We start from the raw sequence: 22,302 nt of genomic DNA on the forward strand, positions 1-22,302 counted from the left end.
CTATTGCTAGTAAAAATATGGCTAGTAAAAAGCTAGTAAAAAAAGGGTAGGTAATCTTTATAACGCTAGCTTGCACTTACTACGTTGAAGCGATACAGCCGACAGTTAGGCTTTTAACAGTTAGCTTAATAAAGATAAATTTGCATTGAGAGATTGTTTATGAAAACGTCAAGTTTTGTTGCGGATAATTCAGTGGTAGCGGCATCAAAACCGCTACCGACGAAACCGATAAGGGTGAATGCGCAAGTCAAGACATTGTCAACCCGCAAGGTTGTTAAAACCCTATTTGCGCGTACAGGGGGTTGGTGGTTGCCATTACTTATGTTGGCGGGTTGGCAACTGGTAGCAAGTTATCAATTACTGCCTGAGGCTTACCTTAAAAATATTTCGTCACCCAGTGCCGTTCTTCAAGCGGGCTATGAACTCATAAAAAGTGGTGAGCTTTGGCAGCATCTAGGCATTAGTGCGCTGCGAGCGTTTGCGGGGTTGTTGATTGGCGGGTTGTTTGGGTTGGGGTTTGGGCTATTGACCAGCACTTTGCCTGTATTTCGCACCTTATTGGATACCACCTTTCAAATGCTGAGAAACATTCCACATTTGGCATTAATTCCCTTGGTCATCGTGTGGTTTGGGATTGATGAAGCGGCAAAGGTTTTTTTGGTGGCAGTTGGCACATTTTTTCCGATTTATTTGAATACCTATCATGGTGTGCGTAATGTGGATAAACATCTGGTTGAGATGGCAAAAAGCTATGATTTAACAGGTTGGGCATTGTTTAAAGAAGTGATTTTACCTGGCGCATTACCGAGTATTTTGGTGGGGGTGCGTTTTTCATTGGGCATTATGTGGCTGACGCTGATTGTGGCGGAAACCATTTCGGCCACCACAGGCATTGGGTATTTAGCCATGCACGCTCGCGAGTTTTTTCAGATTGATATCATCATGTTTTCAATCTTGGTTTATGCATTATTAGGATTTTTAGCCGATTTTATTGCCAAAAAGCTTGAGTTTGTTTGGCTCAAATGGCACCCCGCTTACCAACAAGGAGCACACTAATGTCAACGCAATTGTCAGCGCCATTCAGAACGTCATTAACAACCTCAGCAGGATTGGCTTTAAGCTTAACCAATGTGGTCAAAAAATTTGACAATCGAGAGGTCATTAAAAACCTAGATTTGCACATTCAAAGTGGGGATTTTATCGCTATTGTCGGGCACAGTGGCTGTGGCAAATCAACACTCCTGCGTTTACTTGCGCAGTTAGAAACGGCGAGTAGTGGGGAGTTGACAGCCATGTCAATTGCCAACCAAGCCATGTCACCTCAGGCATGGCGACAATCTACGCGGCTGATGTTCCAAGATGACCGATTATTACCTTGGAAAACGGTACTGGAAAATGTGGGGCTTGGGCTAAAAACGCCAGACTGGAAAGCGCAAGCGTTAAAAGCGTTGGCAGAGGTCGGTTTGGCAGAGCGGGCTGATGATTGGCCATCGGCATTGTCAGGGGGGCAAAAGCAGCGAGTGGCTTTAGCTAGAGCGATTATTCATCGTCCCCAGCTGTTGCTACTTGATGAGCCATTGGGGGCACTCGATGCGTTAACCCGTCTTGATATGCAGCAACTATTGGTCAAATTATGGCAAGAACATCGATTTACGGTGATTTTAGTGACCCATGATGTCAGTGAAGCGGTCATCACGGCTGATAGGGTGATTTTAATTGAACAAGGCAGAATTGGACTTGACTTGCCAATCTTATTGCCACATCCCCGTAATAATATGACTAAAACTGCGCCATTTGAGCAAATTGTGCTGGATAAGATTTTAGCGGTGCATTGAGTCTGTCAATCGTTCAATGGCAAGCCACTGACACCCTTTGGTAACACTTATTTAGCAAAAGCCCATTAAAAAATTAATGGGCTTTTTTAACGATAAAATTAATCGATTTGATTTCTCTGTCTAGGTTAGTCAAAGTTTTGCTCAGCGCTTTTATTGGTGCTAAGTCAGTAAGTAAAAACCACCTAAACATTATGCGGTCACAGTAGCGCCTGTTAGTAGAATTTATTATATTCATATCAGTTATGGTTATTAAGTATAATCAATAATTTATGGAATAATGTCTTTTTTATTTGATGCAAGTGTTATATCGATATTGGGAGAAAGGAGCGTGAGGTCATGAAATTTTTAAAAAATGAGGATAATTGGTCGGTTGTGCTGGGACTATTTATTGTGGTGGTGATTTGCACCTTGTATATATTGCAAATACCTATCGCCAACTTAAATGTCAAAATAAAACCTTGGTCAGATTTTAGTGAATTATTTACGCTACTTAGTCATTCAATCCTAGGACTACTAAGCTTAGCGATTGGTTTTGGGTTATTGCTATTTTTGGGTGCCAAATCCGCGCAACCAGACATAAAGTTACCCCCATTTTTAGCCAAATTTATCTTATTGTTTTTGATGGCGGCGGGCATTTTGATTTTAAGCAGTAATAAGGTCGTCAAAGCATGGCAACTAGAAAGTCCTTTAGTAGCCTTGTTCATTGGTCTTTTACTTGGCAATTTTACCTCAATTGCTGATAAATTAAAGGAAGTGCTGAGAACCGAATACTATGTCAAAATTGGTATTATTTTAATGGGGGCGACCTTACCCTTCACTACGATTTTAAAAGCGGGTCCGGCCGCCATTGTGCAAGCCTTAATTGTTTCGGTTGTGACTTTTTCTACCATTTATTTCGTAGCAACAAAAGTATTCAAGCTTGATAACCGATTTGCAGCGACCCTTGGCGCAGGTGGCTCGGTGTGTGGGGTGTCAGCGTCGATTGCCATTGGCGGTGCGTGTAGAGCCAAGCATGAGCATGTGGCGGCGTCAATTTCGTTGGTGATTGTGTGGGCGGTAATTATGATTTTTGCGCTGCCATTTGCTTGTAAGTTGTTGGATTTGCCACCTGCGATTGCTGGTGCCTGGATTGGAACGTCTGAATTTGCAGACGCTGCTGGCTTTGCGGCGGTTGAAGCGATTGGTAATGAGTCTGCTACCCAAGCTTTTACATTAATGAAAGTGGTAGGCCGAGATATGTTTGTTGGATTATGGGCATTTTTGGCAGCTTATTTATCGGTCACTGTCTGGGAGCGTGCTTCAACGAACGAGCGAATTGATAAATCAGAGATTTGGCGTCGATTCCCTAAGTTTATTATCGGTTTTTTTATTGCCTCAATCATCACGACCTTATTTGTACTGATTGCACCCAACGCTGAGGCCTTTAATAAACAAGCATTGGGTCTTATCAAAGACTATCGCGGTTGGTTTTTTACCTTAACGTTTTTATCCATTGGTATGACAACGCGATTTAAAGCATTGGCAAGCGTGGGCATTAAACCTGTACTTGCATTTACAGCGGGTGTTTTGGTCAATCTACCGCTGGGCTATTGGCTCTCTAACCATGTGTTTGCAAACTATTGGATAAATTTATGATTACCCAATCAACCACTATCAAAAGTCAAATCTCATTGCCAAAGACGGTGTTAGCGCAATTTGGCTTTAGCAATCATTGCTCCCAAGCCGTCTTTGATACGTGGGAGTTAAAAAAAGCCCTCAAAGCAGCGGGTATTGATGAAAATCAATATCAGCTGACAGTAAATTATAGCCGACAGTGGGGATATTTTTGATGGTTTGAAAAACCCTATCGCTACAAATTAGCTTGGTTATTAATTTGAAATTTATCCAACAATTTACCTGTTGGTCTAAGCCCTGATATAAGCCCATTAAAAGATTGATGGGCTTTTTTTATGTTCACCCAATCAATCAAATGACATGCTGTTCATCATATTTCTTGCTATAGATAGCAAAATATCTTGGTTATCTTTGCGAAAAAAAATCTTTACCATGATGCCTTATTCAAGCATTTAGCGGTAAGGAATTAGCATGACGGATTTTAATCAGCCACTTGATAAATATGCCAAAGCGCAACGCATTGTCACTGATGAGCAAGCCATTGAAGCTGCCAAGCAAGTGGCGGCTTTTGCCCTCATCAAGCGCGACGAGCGCGACCAACAGCGACAATTGCCTTTTGCAGTGATGGATTTATTTAGCCAAACCGGGCTTGGCGGCATACGTATTCCCAAACAATATGGCGGCGCCGAAGTGTCAAATCGCACCTTGGCAGACGTCTTTCGCATTTTGAGCAAAGCCGATGCCAATATTGGATTGATTCCACAAAATCAAATCAGCCTACTCAATATCATCAACATCATCGGCAATGACAGTCAAAAACGCTTTATTTTTGGCGAGATTTTGTCAGGCAGTCGCTTAGCCAATGGCGGGCCAGAACGTGACACCAAAGACAGCAAAACCTTGGCGACGACATTGACCATTGCCAACAATAGTTACTATCTTAACGGGGAAAAATTCTATTCAACAGGCAGCAGTTTTGCCGATTACTTGGCGATTAAAGCCTTACACCCTGAAGGTCATGTGGTACTTACCATTATTGATAAAACCGCAACGGGCGTTGAGGTGGTAGATGATTGGGATGGTTTTGGCCTGCGTACCACCTCAAGCGGCACGGTCAAACTCAACCAAGTCAAAGTCCTACCTGAGCTAATTTTTGATGAACGCTTGCTCAGCGATGCACCGACGTATCGTGGGGCTTATTCCCAGCTGATACAAGCGGCGATTGATGTCGGAATTGCAGAAGGGGCGTTTGAAGATACCTTAGCCGTGGCAAAAAAAGCCCGTCCCATTGTCGATGCCAAAGTCGAAGCTGCGCGCTTTGAGCCGTATTTGCTACAAGTAGTGGGAAAGTTAAAAGTACGCTTGGATGCGGCTACCCTATTACTGCAAGAAGCGGCTGATTATTTGGATGCGCTTGATAGATTGGATTTTGTCACCGCAGAAGAGGCAGCACTCGCGTCTATCAAAGTGGCAGAAGCCAAAGTATATGCCAATGACGCCGCTCTCACGATTTCTGAAAAACTGTTTGAAATTGGCGGTAGTCGTTCATCACTTAGCGAGCATGGCTTGGATCAGCATTGGCGAAATGCCCGCGTGCATACTTTGCATGACCCAGTGCGCTGGAAGTTGCACGCATTGGGCGATTATTACTTAAATCACAAATTGCCCAACCGTCATGCTTGGATTTAGAGTCTAAGGAGAACACCATGTCAGATACCATCACCCGTCCAGTAACGAACGCTCAAGCCTCGTTAATCAAACCTGCGCCCGTCGCCCATATCATCAAGTCGGACAACGAAGCATTAGAAATCGCCTATCAGCTTGCCCAATCGTTTAAACAAGAACGTATAAAACGAGACCGCGAACGGCTATTACCCTTTGCAGAAATTGAAAGCTTGAGCCAATCAGGGTTATGGGCAATCACCGTGCCAAAACGCTTTGGCGGGGCTGATGTATCAAGTTGGACCGTCGCTCAAATCATTGCGCTATTGAGTGGTGCAGATGGGGCGATTGGGCAAATTCCGCAAAATCATTACTATGCGTTAGAAGTATTAAAAAACACGGGGACAGAAGCCCAGCAGCAACGCATTTTTGCTGAGGTATTACAAGGGGCGCGGCTAGGCAATGCGTTGGCTGAGTTTAAGCCCAAAAATGCCGTTGATAAAACCACCAAACTCACCTCAACGCCAGGCGGTTATCTAATCAATGGCGAAAAATTTTACTGCACAGGCAGTCTGTTTGCACACCGTATTCCGACTTTGGTAAAAGATGACAATGAACGCGAATTTTTGGCATTTGTGCAGCGAGATGCCAAAGGTCTCACGCTGATTGACGATTGGCAAAGTTTTGGTCAACGTACCACAGGCTCAGGCACGGTATTATTTGACCAAGTTTTTGTGGATAGAGACGATGTCATTGCTTTGGATACAGCCTATCAAAGTCCAACGGTTTGCGGGCCGTTTGCCCAGCTGTTGCACGCCGCCATTGAGACAGGTATTGCACGTGGGGCGTTTGAAGAAACCTTGGTACAAGTGCGGCAAGCTCGTCCTTGGATTGATTCGGGCGTGGATAAAGCCACCGATGACCCACTCACGCTATTGCAAATAGGGCGCAGTGCGGCAGATGTGCGAGCGGTGGAGGTGTTACTCAAACACGCTGCCCAAACCATCGATGCCGCTCGTCCAACGCCCAATGAGCAAAATATTGCCCAAGCGTCATTGGCGGTCGCGGCAGTGCGTGCATTAAGCACCGAAGTGGCATTAAAAACATCCTCACAACTCATTGAGCTGGCAGGCAGTCGCGGTAGCCAACGTGACAAAGGGCTAGACCTGTATTGGCGAAACGCACGGGTGCATACCTTGCACGATGCAGCACGGTGGAAATACTACTTTATTGCCAACTATGTACTCAATGGGGTATTACCGCCACGACGAGGGACGTTGTAATGGGTGAAACGGTAAAAAAAGAAAATAACCCGCCAAAGCCGATTATTCTCAACGCCTTTGATATGAATTGCGCTGGGCATATCAATCATGGTTTGTGGACGCACCCAAGGGATGAATCTTATCGATTCAATGAGCTTAGCTATTGGACAGGCTTGGCAAAGACCTTGGAAGAAGGGTTATTTGATGGGTTGTTTTTGGCGGATATCACAGGGTGTTATGACGTTTATCAACATAACATCGATGTGACCCTTAAAGAGTCGGTGCAATTGCCAAGCCATGACCCCACCACCTTGGTGTCTGCCATGGCGTCGGTGACCGAGCATTTGGGCTTTGGTATCACTGTGAATTTAAGTTATGAGACGCCTTACCAATTTGCTAGACGTATGGCAAGTCTAGATCACTTAACCCAAGGTCGTTTGGGATGGAATATCGTGACAGGGTATTTGGACAGCGCTGAGCGGTTGATTGGTAATCAAGGGCTAAAGGCGCATGATTTACGCTATGAGCAAGCCGACGAGTTTTTACAGTTGTGCTACCAGTTTTGGGAAGGCTCATGGCAAGACGATGCAGTCAAAATAGACAAACAGGCGCGCATTTTCACTGACCCTGCCAAGGTAAAAGCGATTCACCATCAAGGGCGTTTTTACCAAAGTGATGGGGTTTTTCAAGTGATGCCGTCTATTCAGCGCACGCCTGTGTTATTTCAAGCAGGGGCATCAGCCAAAGGTTTGGCATTTGCTACCCACCATGCGGAGGCGATTTTTATTGGGGGTGGTGAAAAATCAGCGATTAAACGGCAGGTGGAGACGATTCGCCAGTTGGCAAAAGCACAGGGGCGCAATCCCAATGACATCAAAATACTGATGGGAATCACGGTAGTGACTGACAAGCGTCACGACCTTGCCCAAGCAAAACTGGCAGAGTATGAAGGCTATGCCAGTAGCGAGGCAGGATTGGCACATTACTCAAGTTCGGTGGGGATTGATTTATCACAGTATGCCGATGATGAGGTGATTGCCTACCAACAAACCAATAGCATTGCGTCGGTGAACCAGCGCTTTCAGCATCAGCAGGTTACCAAAGCGCAGCTGATAGCAGAGCATCGGTTAGGGGGACGCTATCCGCTAATCGTGGGGGATGGGCGCGAGGTGGCTGAGGCATTGTTGACTTGGGTGGATGAGACAGGGATTGACGGTTTTAATGTCACTCGCACGGTCACGCCTGAGTCTTATGAGGATTTTATTCAGTATGTCATTCCTGAGCTACAACGTCTTGGACGCTTCAAAACCGAATACAAACAAGGCAGTCTACGCCATAAGCTCATTGGCAAAGGTGAGCGATTACCCAGTTCACACCCAGTGCAAAGCTTTCGATGTTAAGGGCTTGTTTAGAGGACATTTTTCAGCGTTTTCAGTTTTTTATGTTTTAAGCAGCTATTTTTAAACAATTATTTTTAAGGAGCTATTATGGCAATCGCAGCAAAACATCGTGCTACTGTTTTAGGGGTAACTATCATTGCTGTCTTGGTGTTACTGAGCGGCTGGGCATTTTACAATAAAAGCCAAGCATCAAACGTCACCAAAGACAATCCGTTAACCATCGGTATTAGCCCGCCTTTTGCCAATCCACTTAAAGAAGCGGTCGCGGCGGCGAAACAGCAAGGTATCAACGTTAAATTGGTCGAGTTTACGGATTGGAATACCCCAAATGTAACACTTAACAGTGGCGACATCGACGCCAATTATTTTCAACATCAGCCGTTTTTAACCAATGCGCTCAAACAGCATCCAGAGTATAAGCTATCGGCTTTGGATAAAGGGGTTGCCACCCATGTCGGTTTGTATTCTAAAAAATACCAAAGCCTAGCAGCATTGCCGACGCGTGCCCGTGTGGTGGTGCCAAATGACCCTGTTAATCAAGGGCGAGCGCTACTACTGCTGCAACAGGCAAAATTAATTGGGCTAAAAGACCCAAATAATTTTCTGTCTAACTTAAGCGATATCAGCAGCAACCCAAAACAATTGCAATTTGTTGAAGTCGAAGGCCCGCAGACTGCAAGAGCGGTTGATGATGCTGATTTGGTGTTTAGCTACCCGCATTATTTGCGCTTAGCCAAAACCATTGACCCCAATCAAGCCTTAATCCTTGATGATACCACCAACAACCGCTATGCGATTTTATTTGTCACCCGGGATGATTTTGCCCAAAAAAATCCTGAACGAGCCGAACAGCTGAAAAAATTTATTCACATTTATCAAACGTCACCCAACGTAAAACAAGTGCTTGACAAAGAAATCGGGGGAAAACTTTGGTTTCCAGGTTGGACCTCGTAATGCGTTAACAAGTTTTAGCCATAACAATTACAAAGGATCATGCTATGCAGTCGTTTACTCATATTACCCAAGATGACAGTCATTCATCACCTCCCTATATCCGAATCGATAAGGTCAATAAGTTTTATCAAGGACAAGCGCAAGCGATTCATGCACTAAAAGATATCTCGCTTGAGGTGCCAACAGGCAAAATTCTGGGTATTATCGGTAAAAGCGGGGCAGGCAAATCATCTTTATTACGCATTATCAACGGCTTGGAGTCGATTAGTGATGGTCATGTTTATATCGATGATAACAATGTGGCAGCGCTGAACCAAACACAGCTGCGACAGCTGCGACAAGGTATTGGTATGATTTTTCAGCATTTTAATCTGCTGTCGAGTAAAACGGTACAAGACAACGTCGCCTTACCCCTAAAAGTCGCCAAGGTAAGTCAGGCTGATATCAATAAACGTGTGGCGCAAGTGCTAGAGATGGTGGGGCTCAGTGATAAAGCATTGATGTATCCGTCCCAGCTATCAGGCGGTCAAAAACAGCGGGTAGGCATTGCGCGGGCGCTCGTGAATGAACCCAAAATGTTATTGTGTGATGAAGCCACATCAGCACTAGACCCAGAAAGTACCCAGTTAATTTTGCAGTTACTCAAGCAAATTAATAAAAAACTTGGCATTACCATTGTGCTCATTACCCATGAAATGCAAGTCATTCGAGATATTTGCGATCAAGTGATTGTCATTAACCAAGGGCAAATCGTTGAAACAGGACCGGTGTGGAAGGTATTTGCCTCACCCATGCACACCATGACCCAAGAATTACTAGGCTATAATCAGTCATCCATTGATTTGGGTGAGGATAAACTCACCGACAAGCACAATGCCACTCATACCTTGCTCAACCTAAGATACGTTGCCCCAGTAAAATCTGCCCCTGATTTAAAAGCAATTTTTGCGCAATTTGAAGCGCCCGTCTCTTTGTATCAAAGTCAAGTGGATACCATTCAAGGCTATTTGGTAGGCAATATCGTCGTTGGCGTCGCAACCACTGGGTTGGATGTCGCGCAATTAGCGCATCGCTTGGGAAATCAAATTTTGCATGTGGAGTTAATCGGTTATGCTTGAGTTGTTACTGACGGGGTTGATTGATACGCTGATTATGGTTGGCGTATCAGCGATTTTAGCGTTTTTATTGGGGTTACCGATCGCATTGGTATTGGTCAATTCAAGCGAGCAAGGTATTGCCCCATCATTTTTGACCAATCTAAGTTTGGGTTGGTCGGTGAACATTGTGCGTGCTATTCCCTTTTTGATATTGATGGTGGCTATTATTCCAGCCACTCGAATGATTGTCGGTACAAGCTATGGTGTGTGGGCAGCCGTGGTACCGTTAACCTTAGCCGCAACCCCTTTTTTTGCTCGAATTGCCGAAGTGAGTCTGCGTGAAGTTGACCCAGGGCTCATAGAAGCGGCACAAGCGATTGGCTGCAACCGTACACAGATTATTCGGTATGTCTTATTGCCCGAAGCATTGCCTGGCATTATTGCCGGGTTTACCGTGACGATTGTTACCATGATTAATTCGTCTGCCATTGCTGGCGCGATTGGAGCGGGGGGCTTGGGCGATATTGCCTATCGTTATGGCTATCAGCGCTTTGATGTGCAAATGATGGTATCAGTCATTGTCGTTTTGGTGGCATTGGTGATGTTGGTGCAAGCCACAGGCGATAGTCTGGCTCAATGGGTCGATAAACGCCAATTGTAGCCATGCAGATTTACCACTTTGATATGGCAAATTTGATATAGCAAAAAATCAGCTAAATAATGCAGATATTGTTGTTTCACAAGCGGCTTAATTTTTCGTTTAATGGGGTTATCGACATGTCATCGATTTATCTGATTACATTAAATTAAGGAACAAAGATGTCTATCACTCAAAATTTCACCAATCAACCAAATCCAGCCATTCCACTCAATATCGTTGCGGTATCGGGTGGGCTCAACACACCATCAAAAACCGAAAGCTTGGTGCAAAATATTGTAGATGAATTGGCACAAGCCACGCCCATCAACGTACATTTTATCAAACTTAGTGAAATCGGGCCTTTACTCAGTGGGGCGATTTATCGTAACCAACTGCCAGAGCGAGTACAAAACGACTTGGCAGCGATTGAGGCGGCGGACGCCTTGATTGTAGGAACGCCAGTGTATCGCGCGTCTTTTACCGGATTGTTTAAACACTTATTTGACTTTGTGGAGCAAACCGCGCTCGTGGATGTGCCGGTATTATTGGCTGCCTCTGGCGGTAGCGATCGTCATGCACTGGTTCTAGAGCACCAACTTCGCCCATTGTTTAGTTTTTTCCAAGCCCAAACATTACCAATAGGCGTGTATGCGACGGATAAAGACTTTACCCCAGAATACACCGTCTCAAGCCAACAGTTGCGTGACCGTATTGTGTTAGCGGTGGCGCGCGCGTTGCCGATACTTGAGTGGGCACCCACCAAAGGCCGACGCGCCCAAGCCATTAAAGAAAAATCAGCGCAAGCCAATCAGCAGTTAGGCATTAATAAACAAGTCGAACAAGCGGAAATATTACCCTCTGTGGCAGTGCCAGATTTATCGAGTGCCGAAGCCAGACTACACCAGCAAACTACTCAATCATCCCCTAAAAACCATCCATCCGTCGCCTAAAGGGCGCATGTCTTAGTGTGTATTAGCTGACATCACCAGCTCAGTATGAGTAAATATAACCCGAGCAACAAACTGTTTGGGTTATTCTAATTTTGTTTTTTGTGTGATTGATATATGTAATTTTGGAATATTAATTTGTTTGATAGGCGTTTGTTGTCCTAGGCCGCTCGGCTTACACTAATTTTATTCATTATCGGATTATTTGGGGCAACAGACTATGAACTTTCAACAACTTCGTATTATTCGAGAAACGGTGCGCTGTGACTATAACTTGACGGAAGTAGGCAATGCATTATTTACCTCACAATCGGGTGTGTCCAAACATATCAAAGACTTAGAAGATGAGCTTGGGGTAGGACTGTTTGTGCGTAAGGGTAAACGGCTATTAGGTTTGACCGAACCGGGTAAAGAATTGTTGGTGATTGTAGAGCGGATGCTACATGATGCCAATAATATCAAAACCTTGGCTGAACAATATACCAGCCAAGATAAAGGCGAATTGACCATCGCAGCCACCCATACCCAGTCTCGTTATATTTTGCCGCCCGTTGTGCAAGCGTTTAAACAGCTTTTTCCTAAGGTGCATTTGCGATTGCTACAAGCCGCACCGCCAGAAATTGCGGCAATGCTACTTGATGGACGAGCGGATATTGGCATTGCCACCGAAGCCTTGTCAAGCTATAGCGAGCTTGTGACTTTTTCTTATTATCACTGGTATCATGCGATTGTGGTGCCGCCAAACCATCCGCTAACCCAGCTTGAACAGGTAACGCTTGCCGACATTGTCCATTATCCGATTATCACTTACATTAGTGGTCATACCGGGCGAACGATGATTGATGAGGCGTTCGCCAAAGCAGAATTACAGCCTGATATCGTGATGACGGCCTTGGATTCTGATGTGATAAAAACTTATGTGGAATTTGGTATGGGCATTGGTATTATCGCGGATATGGCGTTCAATCCCAATAAAGACACCCAGTTAACATTACTCAATTGCGAGCCACTATTTCATCAAAATACTACCTTGCTAGCAGTGCGACAAGGGCATTTTTTACGAGGATTTGGCTATCAGTTTTTAGCCTTGTGTAACCCCACATTAACCCAAACAACAATGCATGATGCCATACAACCTAGCAGCTAACGCTAAATCCTGATAAGCAAGTTTGCAAATTTATCGTCTGTTACATTCGATGTAATACGCGTTAAACTCGCTTGCTGTCTCGCTTGCTGTCTCGCTTGCTGTGCTATTTTTAAGATTTGGGCTTGTTTATCTGGTGTTGATATCAATGCATTTGACGATAAAAACGCTTTGTGGTGAAAACTGTAAAGCGTTTTTTTTGATGTCACTGCTTTAGCGATTAAATTGATAGGGTTAGCAGCAAAACTATTAAGTAGTTTTTGTGCTAACCAAAGCAGTTTTTGTTATTTTTTATTGAGCGATATTTGCTTTAAGCTTATGGCTACTGATAAACCGCCCATGACAAAAGGCGAGTTATCTTAATCAATTTTTGAGCTTACAAGCAGGTGTTACGATGAAAATTTTTTGGTTTATACCAACACATGGCGACAGTCGTTATTTAGGCACGAGTAAAGGGGCAAGAACCGTTGACCATACCTATATGAAGCAAATTGCAGTGGCAGCCGATAACCTCGGCTATGAGGGCGTGTTGATTCCAACGGGTCGCTCATGTGAAGACCCTTGGCTGGTCGCTGCTAGTCTCATTGATGCGACCACTCGCTTAAAGTTTTTGGTGGCATTACGTCCTGGGGTGACGACACCCGCGCTTGCTGCTCGTATGACAGGCACGTTTGATCGATTATCAAATGGTCGATTACTGCTTAATCTGGTGACAGGCGGTGATGAACAAGAGCTTAAAGGCGATGGCATCTTTGAAGACCACGCGACGCGTTATCAGACAGCCAGTGAATACACCACGATTTGGCGAGAGATTTTGACTCGCTCGCACACAGGCGAATCCTTTACTTTTAACGGTGAACGCTTGCAAGTCGAGGATGCCAAATTGCTATATCCCCCTTTACAACAGCCGTATCCGCCGTTGTGGTTTGGCGGTTCATCTGAGGCGGCGCAAACACTGGCTGCCGAACAAGTTGACAGTTATTTGACTTGGGGTGAGCCGCCTGCCGCTGTCAAAGAGAAGATTGAGCAGCTTAAAACCAAAGCCGCTGCCAAAGGTCGCACATTAAGCTATGGGATTCGTCTGCACGTGATTGTGCGTGAAACCAATGAAGCCGCTTGGCAAGCCGCTGATGAATTATTGAGTTATGTCAATGATGACACTATTGCCGCCGCCCAAGCCAAATTTGCCCAAATGGACTCGGTGGGACAACAACGTATGGCAGCCTTGCATGGCGGTCGCCGTGATAACTTAGAAATTTCGCCCAACTTATGGGCAGGAATTGGACTGGTGCGTGGCGGCGCAGGCACGGCACTGGTGGGCGACCCACAAACCGTTGCCGCGCGTATTCAAGAGTATGCGGATTTGGGCATTGATAACTTTATTTTTTCAGGCTATCCACACTTGGAAGAAGCGTATCGTTTTGCTGAATTGGTTTTCCCATTATTACCGATTGACACCCAAAACACCTTGGTCAAGCCAAATTTGACAGGGCCGTTTGGTGAAATTGTCGCTAATAACTATGCACCCCCGCAACAAACCCGTGACACGGCAGCCTCAAAAACACCTGCCACTGAAACACCCAAACACGCCATCGCCTCTTAACTTCATCTTAAATACATATTAAAGGCCTCTTAAATGCTTGTGATAAAACGTGCTAACTAAGGCACGTTTTACGCCTCGGTTTTACCTATTATACCTATCTATATCTATCATCCGACAGGGTGAGTGGAATGTACCCTAGCCATGATAAGCATCTTTTAACTGATAAATCTTTTAACTGATAGACTTTTTTTAAAAGTGGTAGCCAGTTATAGGGTGAGATTAGACCAGCAAGCTACTTTGCTAAAGTTAATCATCAAAGTCCAAGGTCCCAAATTTTTTGAGGTCCCACATAGCAGGAAAAGTGATTTTTCTACACAGATTTTATATTTAAAAGTTAAATAATCTATTGATTGTAATGAGAATTTTTTAAATTAATGCTTCGGTTTTATGGTTTCTAGTATGTCATTTTTTAATCAATAGTTTAGTTTTGTAATTTTATGGGTGATAAAAGTTAATTTAGCGCTTTTTACTTTTTACGGCTTATATAATGAAAAAGATTTAAATCTTAAATAATAAAACAATGGGATAAATAAATTTAAATCAAGCACTTTACTTAATGATCAACTAACTATAAGGGCAATAAAACATGACAACTGAAAACAACGAAAAACTTTCTTTATTAGACGATGTGGCATTGAAAGCACAAATGCTCATGGCAAACTTCAAAGAGGGCGGTGATGATGGCTATGACCATTCTGTCACCAGTGCCGGTGAAAAGGGCTTAAAATCAGGCAAAGTGTCTGAACTCACCGCCATCGCTCCCTTAACCAAAGATGGGGCAGCTCGTATCAAGCGAATTTTAGAAATCACCAAAGGCAATCTTGCAGGGGCGACCAATGTAGGCACCTTGCATGATTTGCGGTTGGTGTTTTTAGACAATGACACCAAGCTACTGTTTTGTACCGCCTATGATGGCGATTGGGATGCTTACATTAATGACTTTGCTACCAAAATTCCAGAACTCATGGACTTGATTTTTGGCAATGTAGAGGGTTGGCCTGGGATTAAAAGCCCGACGGTTAAGCAATTTATCCTTGACCATCAGATTACCGCTACCGGTTGGTATGTGGGTGTGCCTCATCTGACGGTTCGTGATATTGCGCGTAATGACAAAATCGTGCGTGGCATCAATAAAGCCATTGAACAAGCCCAATAATCCCGCTTAGAACCTGTCTTCACTATATCACGTTTATCAGCATACTATTATAAGGGTATTAGTCTAAGCGTACTATAAATGAGCAAGCTTTATGTCAAATTTTAGATACAAAAGCCATTTGTTGCGTGATTTTTACCATAAACGATATTTAGCGTGGTGTATGGTGAACAGGTTCTTAGCATCAAATTTTTAAAATTCCCTGCTAGGAACGACCATGAATAACGACAACCCAGCGAATGAAAGCCTACTTGGCAAATTAAAAACCCATCTACAAGATGGTATCGAGCATGGCATAGAGGCCGTTAAAGACAAACTTGAACACAGCGATACATCCGCTGAAAAAGGCAGTGTCAAAGAACGGGTACATGAAGCCAGACAAAAAATCAGCACGCAGCTGCACAGCGTCACCACACGGGCAACGAACGCTATCTATCCCAATATCGCCACGATGGAACTTGAGGATATTCAAGCCATCATTTTGCATGACCGCCCTGCACCTTACTATGGCACGCTTGTCGCGCTAAAAGTCAATGACAGCAACGCGGGTCGTGAATTACTAAAATCGGTATTACCAAACGTCACAGGCTCAAAAAATTTCCAAAAAGATATGGATGCCAATTTGACCATTGTGATGACGTATGAGGGGCTAAAAGCCTTAGGCTTACCGCAAAGCTCGCTTGATTCTTTCCCAGAAAATTTCAAAACAGGTATGGCAGGTCGCTCCAATATCTTGGGTGACAAAGGCGATAATGACCCTAGCAACTGGCTTGCGCCATTTGGTGATAAAGGCGATATTCATATTTGCGGCGCGGTGATTGCCGATAGCCAAGAAAAATGGCAAGCCAAACTTGCCGAAATTAAACAGGCGTTTGCCCCGTATCTAGATGCCAGCCGTAACGCCATCGAAATCTTGGTGGAACATGATTTTGGCGCAGAGGGTGACGTCAAAAACGTGTTTGGTTATCGCGATGGTATCAGTAACCCAGAAGTTGATGGCAGTGGTATCAGCCTTGAAAATAACACCGAACGCCCGATTGCGGCGGGTGAATTTGTGTTAGGTTATAAAGGTGAAGCGGGCGTGGTACCCCCCATGCCACAGCCTGAAGTATTGGGAAAAAACGGTTCGTTTATGGTACTGCGAAAATACCGCAGTAATGTGGCTGACTTTCACCGCTATTGCCTAGAACAAAGCGACAATGACCCAGCTAAAGCCGATAAATTGGGGGCAAAAATGTTTGGTCGCTGGCGTTCGGGTGCCCCCATCACCCTAAGCCCAGATCACGATGATGAAGCCCTCGGCAAAGACAATGTAGCAAACAATAAATTTGACTACACGGACGATCCCTATGGCAAAGGCTGCCCATTTGGTGCCCATGCTCGCCGTATGAACCCACGCAATACCAAAGACTTTATTCTAAGCGATGTACGTCTTCACCGTATCATCCGCCGTAGCGTTTCGTATGGCGATATCGTGCCGCCCAACGTGACCCAAGACGACGGTCAAGAGCGGGGTTTATTTTTTATCGGTATCAACGCGCATGCCATGGACACGCTTGAGTTTTTGCAAAGCCAATGGATTAATGACGGTAACTTTATGAACCTTGGGGAAGAACGTGACCCAATGCTAGGCGTACACGCAGGTAGTGACGCTGATAGCGATGTGTTCACCGTACCCGATGAGCCAATTCGTAAGCGTCATACCAATATTTTGCAATTTAATACCCTACAAGGCGGCGAATATCTTTTTGTACCAAGCTTGTCGGCACTTAAATGGATTAGTGAGCTTAACGAAAATTCATATTAGAGTAAAACTAAATAAAAAAAGGTTAGGCGTTTTTAGTAGCGCTAACCTTATAAAATAATGAAAATAACAAAGGACAATCATCATGTTAAATAAATTATTCGGTCGTCGTTATGCCAAGTTTGACCCAGCCATCGACCAGCTTACTAGTGACGATGAAAAAGCCATCGACCAAATCACCGCAGATATTCGTGACTATATCGGCAAATCAGACACGGTTAGCAAAATCAACTATCACACACGAGATGCCCATGCCAAAGGCTACTGTGCGTTAAAAGCCAACTTTGAGATTTTACCAAAACTGCCCAAAGAATATGCCCAAGGTATCTATGCCAAACCCGCTCGCCATGAAGCGGTGATTCGTTTTTCTAATGGCTCATCTCGTGTGGCTGCCGACAACAAGTTGGGGCTTTCTCAAGGGTTGGCGATTAAAGTCTTTGGTGTCAAAGGCGAAAAATTACTGCCAGATGAGCCAGATAGCCCAAACTTTGACTACAATTTGATTAATTTTCCTATTTTCTTTTGTAACACCATTCAAGACTATAGTTATATTTCACGGCTATTTTTACAATTAAATGATTATTTTGCCAAAGGCGCAAAAGGTCAGGCCAAATTTGCTTTTGACTGGGTTACCCAATATGGCAAAAAACTGCCATCCAAAGAATCCCTCAAGACTTTTAGGGCTTTTAGTAAATTTAAAACCATCAAACCGCAAAATACCTTGTTATACAGTTTTTACTCACAAGGGGCGGTGCGTCATGGCGACTATATGGCAAAAATCCGTGTGGCGCCGACCAAAGCGTCACAAGCCAAAATCAAACGCCGTGACCTAGATGTCAACGCTACTAGCGAGGCGATTCGTCCTTTGATTTTACAAGAAATCCGTGAGCATGATTATGAGTTTGATGTGCAAATCCAGTTGTGCCGTAACTTAAAAGACCAACCCATCAATGATTTGACCAAAGAATGGGATGAAAAAGATGCGCCATTTGTGACAGTGGCAAAACTCACCATCCCTTGCCAAGATGTGCCAGATGACGGTAACTTTGAGGTGATGGAAAATTTATCATTCACGCCATTTCGTTGTATTGAAGCCAATCGTCCGATTGGTAACTTACAACATGCGCGTCTTCGAGCTTATCAAACCGCTTCCACTACTCGCCATAGCTTAAACAATAAAAAACGTGTCGAGCCAACCAATCTAAAAGAAGCGTTTGATAAAGATTTTTATAACCTTTAATTAAAAAAACCTAATTAGAAAAATAAGGATAACAGACATGAAAGCACAACAAAATATTTTAGTCACTATTTTTGATGTATCAACTGAAGCCTACAAAGCCTTTACCGAGCTAAAAGCTTACAAAAGCAACGCTGAAACCTTGATTGTGCAAGCGTTACTCATTAAGAAAGAAAACAGTGTGATCACAACGGTCGATAGCCTAGACCAAGGCGAACAAATCAGTGGTGGGGCAGTTATGGGTGGTCTGTTGGGTGCGTTGCTTGGCGTATTGGGCGGACCTGCAGGCCTGTTAATTGGTGGTTCACTGGGTATGGTACTCGGTAGTGATGTCGGTGCGGCAGTATCTTTTGGTCAATCATCGTTACTTGAATACGTTGCCCAAAATCTTAAAGACGGTGAAGTGGCGATTTTAACGTTGGTTCAAGAGCAAAACGAGCAACCACTCAACGACTTTTTCGCGCAGTATAACACCCATAGTCAACGCTTCGATGTGGCTCATGTACAAAGTGAAATAATCGCAGCCAAAGAAGCACATGACCAGTCGGTTAAACACTTGCAACAAGTATGGCGTGAACAACGCAAAGCTGACCATTCGTCAAAATTGGACGCATTTCGTGATGAAATGAACCAAAAATTTCATCAATTGGGTGAAAAACTCAATCTCCATAAATAAATCAAAAACCGTTAGTGTTTGAACATACTAACGGTTTTTTTACCTTTCAATCTAATTAAAAATAGTCGACAGCAAATACGATAATATTAAAAATAATTTACCTTAATCATCAATTATGAAATCGCGTATTTGCTCATTAACGCTAGGAGCATAGTATGTCAGAATCGAATAACCTTTCTAACTTTAAAAACATAACAGTCGCAGGCAGTGGTGTTTTGGGCTATCAAATCGCCGTACAAGCGGCGTTTCATGGTTTTAAAGTTGTTGTCTATGATATCAATGACGAGGTGCTCAATAAAGCCAAAACCAAATTTGCCGATATCGCCAAACGTCATCAGGCTGATTTGGGCGAAACAAGCGAACAAGCCAAATACGCTGAGCAAAACTTGCGTTATAGCTCAGACTTAAGCGCCGCCTTAAAAGACGCCGATTTGTTGATTGAAGCGGTGCCCGAAGATGTCGCCATCAAAAAAGATTTTTATAGCAAAGCCTCAGCAGCCGCACCCGAGAAAACCGTATTTGTCAGTAACTCATCTACCATGTTGCCCAGTGATTTGGTCAAATTTACCGACCGTCCTGCTAAGTTTTTAATGATGCATTTTGCCAATGAGATTTGGAAGCGCAATCTTGCCGAAATTATGTCGCATGCTGATACTGACCCTAACGTATTTGATGCGGTGACCGCGTTTGCCAAACAAATCGGCATGGTGCCTATTATCGTCAACAAAGAAACCTCGGGCTATGTACTAAATTCACTACTCAATCCTTGGTTAAATGCAGGGATGCAGCTGTATATCCAAGGCATTGCTGACACTCAAACCATCGACAAAACTTGGATGCTTGGCACAGGCTCGCCGATGGGACCATTTGCTTTTTATGATATGCTGGGGCTGACTACCCCTTACAATATTTACAAGCTTGCTGTGGCTAAGGGCAAACAACAGGACCAAGCGGTCGTTGATATGCTCAAAAAAGAGTATATCGAGCAACATAAACTGGGCGTGCCCACGGGTGAAGGATTTTATCAATACCCCAATCCCGCCTTTAAAAATCCTGACTTTTTAAAGCCACCCAAAGCGGATTTACCCAAAGTACCCTATAAAAATATTACCGTGGCAGGCAGTGGCGTATTGGGCAACCAAATTGCGGTGCAATGTGCGTTTCATGGGTTTAACGTGACTATCTATGACATTAACGATGACGCGATTGCTAAGGCGAAAACCCGCTTTACCGACCTTGCCAATCAGCATCAGCATGACCTAGGTGAAACCGATGCCCAAGTGGCAGCAGCTAGCAAAAATTTAGCTTACACTACGGACTTAAATGAGGCGTTAAAAGATGCAGACCTATTGATTGAAGCGGTGCCAGAAAGCTTAGATATCAAACAAGATTTTTATCAAAAAGCCTCAGCTGCTGCCCCTGCCAAAACCGTGTTTGCCAGTAACTCATCGACGTTATTGCCAAGCGTGTTATCGACCTTTACTAACCGTCCAGAAAAATTCTTGATGCTGCATTTTGCCAATCATATCCATATCCGTAATACGGTGGAGTTGATGGCGGCCCCAAGCTGCGACCCACAAGTCTATGCTGACGTCATCGAATTTGCCAAAGCCATTGCTATGTTGCCGATAGCGGTGAAAAAAGAACAATCGGGCTATGTGCTTGATAGCTTATTGATTCCGTTGTTGGTAGCGGGGTTAAAACTGTGGGCAAACGGCGTTGCCGATGCCGCAACTATTGATAAAACGTGGATGATAGCCACGGGTTCACCCTTTGGACCGATGGCGATTTTGGATAAAAATGGCATGAAAACCAACTACAACATCTTTAATGAACTGGCAAAAATGGACCCTTCTTTGCAGCAGCCCGCTGCAAAGCTCAAAGCAGAACTGGTCGATACTAACAAACTGGGTGAAGCCACGGGTGAAGGGTTCTATCAATATCCTAACCCAGCTTATTTAGCGAAAGATTTTTTAAGCTTAATTCACTAAACTGCGTTTGACCAAGGAGAATAAAAAAGGGTTAATTTGCTAACTTGACGTATCTACTGTTGCCACTACCGACATGCCTGGCATCAATTCATTCAGACGACTTTGGTTGCCATCGATGTCGATGCGTACAGAAATGCGCTGTACCACTTTGGTAAAATTCCCGGTGGCATTGTCGGTTTTAATGACACTAAATTCTGACCCTGTTGCGGGGGAGATGCTTTTGACTACCCCCGTAAATTTTTGTTTGCCTAGGGCATCGACAGTAAACCACGCTTTTTGCCCGATTTTCATTTTATCAATTTGGGTTTCTTTAAAATTGGCAATGACCCACATCGATTTTGGAATGAGGTAAACCAACTGTGTGCCTTGTGTCACCAGCTGACCGGTGCGGATATTGATTTGCCCTAATTTTCCTGAGGTCGGGGCGGTGATTAAGCCATATTCTTGGTTGGTATTGGCTTGATTTAGCTGTGCATTGGCGCTTTTAATCTGTGCCACCAAACCAATCTTTGTCACTTCCGCGGTTTTTTGACCTTCGCGGGCGACATCGACACTGGCGATTGCTTGGCTCAACAGTGCTTCATTGTTTTTTACTGCCGCTTTGGCAGTATCGACTTCATTTTGTGACACTGCGCCAACGCCGACCAAGGATTCAAGTCGTTTAAGCTGTTGGATAGACAATTCTAACTGGGTTTTAACTTGTGCTACTTTTGCCTGCGCGGCTTTGACATCGGCTTTGCGCTGCTCGATGATTTGTTGTTGGTTGGCTAAATTGGTGGTCGCTTGTTCCAGTCCTGACTCGGCTTGTACTACTTGCTGTGAGTAGTTAGCACTGCTGACTTTAACTAACGGCTGACCTTGTTTGACGTCCTCAAAATCACTGACGTAGACTTTTTCGATATAACCATTAATTTGTGCCGACAATAGGGTGATATTGCCTTTGACATAACTGTTTTCGGTTTGTTGCAGTGGCGTATTAAACGGACCCAAATGCCATGCCCATAAAATCACCCCAACACCGAGCAAAAAAACCACCAACATGATAATTAAGGTAAGCGGCCTAGGCTTAATAATCTTTTCAGGCGCCTGTGCGGGTTTGTCATCGCTGTCATCAGCTGGCGCATCATTTTGGGTTTTTGCTTCACTACTCATGAGTTGGGTTTTCCGTAAGCATTTTATTGATGATTAAATTTTATTGGTCATTCAATTTATCATTAAACTGTTATTTAAAAAAACACTTATCTAAAAACAGTTATCTAATTAGGTCGCCTTGTTAGACTCTC

General features: G+C 44.1%; 19 protein-coding genes. 18 read left to right on the forward strand and 1 reads right to left on the reverse strand.

What is annotated here, in order from left to right:
* The first annotated feature begins 159 nt into the window (after positions 1 to 159).
* The 18 genes from RTL34_RS07490 to RTL34_RS07575 all read left to right on the forward strand — a co-directional run bounded on the left by RTL34_RS07490 (position 160) and on the right by RTL34_RS07575 (position 21,019).
* A complete protein-coding gene (locus tag RTL34_RS07490) occupies positions 160 to 1,056 on the forward strand; it encodes an ABC transporter permease subunit (RefSeq protein WP_312115865.1) in 897 nt (298 codons plus the stop codon).
* The gene (locus RTL34_RS07495) at positions 1,056 to 1,835 is read left to right on the forward strand and encodes an ATP-binding cassette domain-containing protein (RefSeq protein ID WP_312115868.1); all 780 of its coding nucleotides are present in this window, start codon (positions 1,056 to 1,058) and stop codon (positions 1,833 to 1,835) included. The genes RTL34_RS07490 and RTL34_RS07495 overlap by 1 nt, the downstream gene beginning before the upstream one ends.
* 336 nt (positions 1,836 to 2,171) lie before the next feature.
* Complete coding sequence (locus RTL34_RS07500) at positions 2,172 to 3,470, forward strand: YeiH family protein (RefSeq protein ID WP_312115870.1); 1,299 nt, start codon at positions 2,172 to 2,174, stop codon at positions 3,468 to 3,470.
* Positions 3,467 to 3,664, forward strand: coding sequence for a hypothetical protein (locus RTL34_RS07505; protein WP_159771840.1), 198 nt, complete (start codon positions 3,467 to 3,469; stop codon positions 3,662 to 3,664). The genes RTL34_RS07500 and RTL34_RS07505 overlap by 4 nt, the downstream gene beginning before the upstream one ends.
* Positions 3,665 to 3,920: 256 nt before the next feature.
* The gene (locus tag RTL34_RS07510; RefSeq protein WP_312115877.1) at positions 3,921 to 5,138 is read left to right on the forward strand and encodes an SfnB family sulfur acquisition oxidoreductase; all 1,218 of its coding nucleotides are present in this window, start codon (positions 3,921 to 3,923) and stop codon (positions 5,136 to 5,138) included.
* A gap of 17 nt (positions 5,139 to 5,155) precedes the next feature.
* Positions 5,156 to 6,394 carry an SfnB family sulfur acquisition oxidoreductase gene (locus RTL34_RS07515; protein WP_312115879.1) on the forward strand — a complete coding sequence of 413 codons (1,239 nt, stop codon included), beginning with the start codon at positions 5,156 to 5,158 and terminating at the stop codon, positions 6,392 to 6,394.
* Complete coding sequence (locus tag RTL34_RS07520; protein ID WP_312115881.1) at positions 6,394 to 7,773, forward strand: LLM class flavin-dependent oxidoreductase; 1,380 nt, start codon at positions 6,394 to 6,396, stop codon at positions 7,771 to 7,773. Before RTL34_RS07515 ends, RTL34_RS07520 begins: the two co-directional genes overlap by 1 nt.
* Positions 7,774 to 7,860: 87 nt before the next feature.
* The gene (locus tag RTL34_RS07525; protein WP_312115883.1) at positions 7,861 to 8,727 is read left to right on the forward strand and encodes a MetQ/NlpA family ABC transporter substrate-binding protein; all 867 of its coding nucleotides are present in this window, start codon (positions 7,861 to 7,863) and stop codon (positions 8,725 to 8,727) included.
* A 44-nt stretch (positions 8,728 to 8,771) separates the two neighbouring features.
* Positions 8,772 to 9,845, forward strand: coding sequence for a methionine ABC transporter ATP-binding protein (locus RTL34_RS07530; protein ID WP_312115885.1), 1,074 nt, complete (start codon positions 8,772 to 8,774; stop codon positions 9,843 to 9,845).
* Positions 9,838 to 10,485 carry a methionine ABC transporter permease gene (locus RTL34_RS07535; protein WP_065253422.1) on the forward strand — a complete coding sequence of 216 codons (648 nt, stop codon included), beginning with the start codon at positions 9,838 to 9,840 and terminating at the stop codon, positions 10,483 to 10,485. The genes RTL34_RS07530 and RTL34_RS07535 overlap by 8 nt, the downstream gene beginning before the upstream one ends.
* A 158-nt stretch (positions 10,486 to 10,643) precedes the next feature.
* Positions 10,644 to 11,414 carry an FMN reductase gene (gene msuE, locus RTL34_RS07540; protein ID WP_312115888.1) on the forward strand — a complete coding sequence of 257 codons (771 nt, stop codon included), beginning with the start codon at positions 10,644 to 10,646 and terminating at the stop codon, positions 11,412 to 11,414.
* Between the two features lie 217 nt (positions 11,415 to 11,631).
* Entirely contained in the window at positions 11,632 to 12,558 is a 927-nt protein-coding gene (locus RTL34_RS07545) for a CysB family HTH-type transcriptional regulator (RefSeq protein ID WP_312115890.1), read from the forward strand.
* A gap of 391 nt (positions 12,559 to 12,949) precedes the next feature.
* Positions 12,950 to 14,158 carry an FMNH2-dependent alkanesulfonate monooxygenase gene (gene ssuD, locus RTL34_RS07550; protein ID WP_312115892.1) on the forward strand — a complete coding sequence of 403 codons (1,209 nt, stop codon included), beginning with the start codon at positions 12,950 to 12,952 and terminating at the stop codon, positions 14,156 to 14,158.
* Between the two features lie 586 nt (positions 14,159 to 14,744).
* Positions 14,745 to 15,314: a hypothetical protein gene (locus RTL34_RS07555; RefSeq protein ID WP_309593098.1), complete on the forward strand. Its 570-nt coding sequence runs from the start codon at positions 14,745 to 14,747 to the stop codon at positions 15,312 to 15,314.
* Between the two features lie 214 nt (positions 15,315 to 15,528).
* Complete coding sequence (locus RTL34_RS07560; RefSeq protein WP_312115895.1) at positions 15,529 to 17,118, forward strand: Dyp-type peroxidase; 1,590 nt, start codon at positions 15,529 to 15,531, stop codon at positions 17,116 to 17,118.
* Between the two features lie 82 nt (positions 17,119 to 17,200).
* A complete protein-coding gene (locus RTL34_RS07565) occupies positions 17,201 to 18,355 on the forward strand; it encodes a catalase family protein (RefSeq protein ID WP_312115898.1) in 1,155 nt (384 codons plus the stop codon).
* 37 nt (positions 18,356 to 18,392) lie between these two features.
* A complete protein-coding gene (locus RTL34_RS07570; protein WP_076775230.1) occupies positions 18,393 to 19,028 on the forward strand; it encodes a DUF1269 domain-containing protein in 636 nt (211 codons plus the stop codon).
* Positions 19,029 to 19,183: 155 nt separating this feature from the next.
* A complete protein-coding gene (locus RTL34_RS07575) occupies positions 19,184 to 21,019 on the forward strand; it encodes a 3-hydroxyacyl-CoA dehydrogenase (protein ID WP_312115902.1) in 1,836 nt (611 codons plus the stop codon).
* A gap of 39 nt (positions 21,020 to 21,058) precedes the next feature.
* Here the strand turns inward: RTL34_RS07575 and RTL34_RS07580 are convergent, their stop codons facing one another.
* A complete protein-coding gene (locus tag RTL34_RS07580) occupies positions 21,059 to 22,171 on the reverse strand; it encodes an HlyD family secretion protein (RefSeq protein ID WP_312115904.1) in 1,113 nt (370 codons plus the stop codon).
* Between the last annotated feature and the right edge of the window lie 131 nt (positions 22,172 to 22,302).

The organism is Moraxella sp. CTOTU47915 (genome assembly GCF_031986685.1).
GTDB lineage: Bacteria > Pseudomonadota > Gammaproteobacteria > Pseudomonadales > Moraxellaceae > Faucicola > Faucicola tetraodonis.

Bases quoted from the DNA above. Each gene is read 5' to 3' on its own strand.
- RTL34_RS07530 (WP_312115885.1), top strand. From the start codon at position 8,772: ATGCAGTCGTTTACTCATATTACCCAAGATGACAGTCATTCATCACCT.
- RTL34_RS07565 (WP_312115898.1), top strand. From the start codon at position 17,201: ATGTTAAATAAATTATTCGGTCGTCGTTATGCCAAGTTTGACCCAGCC.
- RTL34_RS07580 (WP_312115904.1), bottom strand. From the start codon at position 22,171: ATGAGTAGTGAAGCAAAAACCCAAAATGATGCGCCAGCTGATGACAGC.
- RTL34_RS07535 (WP_065253422.1), top strand. From the start codon at position 9,838: ATGCTTGAGTTGTTACTGACGGGGTTGATTGATACGCTGATTATGGTT.
- RTL34_RS07520 (WP_312115881.1), top strand. From the start codon at position 6,394: ATGGGTGAAACGGTAAAAAAAGAAAATAACCCGCCAAAGCCGATTATT.
- RTL34_RS07510 (WP_312115877.1), top strand. From the start codon at position 3,921: ATGACGGATTTTAATCAGCCACTTGATAAATATGCCAAAGCGCAACGC.
- RTL34_RS07545 (WP_312115890.1), top strand. From the start codon at position 11,632: ATGAACTTTCAACAACTTCGTATTATTCGAGAAACGGTGCGCTGTGAC.
- RTL34_RS07515 (WP_312115879.1), top strand. From the start codon at position 5,156: ATGTCAGATACCATCACCCGTCCAGTAACGAACGCTCAAGCCTCGTTA.
- msuE (WP_312115888.1), top strand. From the start codon at position 10,644: ATGTCTATCACTCAAAATTTCACCAATCAACCAAATCCAGCCATTCCA.
- RTL34_RS07500 (WP_312115870.1), top strand. From the start codon at position 2,172: ATGAAATTTTTAAAAAATGAGGATAATTGGTCGGTTGTGCTGGGACTA.
- RTL34_RS07555 (WP_309593098.1), top strand. From the start codon at position 14,745: ATGACAACTGAAAACAACGAAAAACTTTCTTTATTAGACGATGTGGCA.
- RTL34_RS07570 (WP_076775230.1), top strand. From the start codon at position 18,393: ATGAAAGCACAACAAAATATTTTAGTCACTATTTTTGATGTATCAACT.
- ssuD (WP_312115892.1), top strand. From the start codon at position 12,950: ATGAAAATTTTTTGGTTTATACCAACACATGGCGACAGTCGTTATTTA.
- RTL34_RS07490 (WP_312115865.1), top strand. From the start codon at position 160: ATGAAAACGTCAAGTTTTGTTGCGGATAATTCAGTGGTAGCGGCATCA.
- RTL34_RS07560 (WP_312115895.1), top strand. From the start codon at position 15,529: ATGAATAACGACAACCCAGCGAATGAAAGCCTACTTGGCAAATTAAAA.
- RTL34_RS07495 (WP_312115868.1), top strand. From the start codon at position 1,056: ATGTCAACGCAATTGTCAGCGCCATTCAGAACGTCATTAACAACCTCA.
- RTL34_RS07525 (WP_312115883.1), top strand. From the start codon at position 7,861: ATGGCAATCGCAGCAAAACATCGTGCTACTGTTTTAGGGGTAACTATC.
- RTL34_RS07505 (WP_159771840.1), top strand. From the start codon at position 3,467: ATGATTACCCAATCAACCACTATCAAAAGTCAAATCTCATTGCCAAAG.
- RTL34_RS07575 (WP_312115902.1), top strand. From the start codon at position 19,184: ATGTCAGAATCGAATAACCTTTCTAACTTTAAAAACATAACAGTCGCA.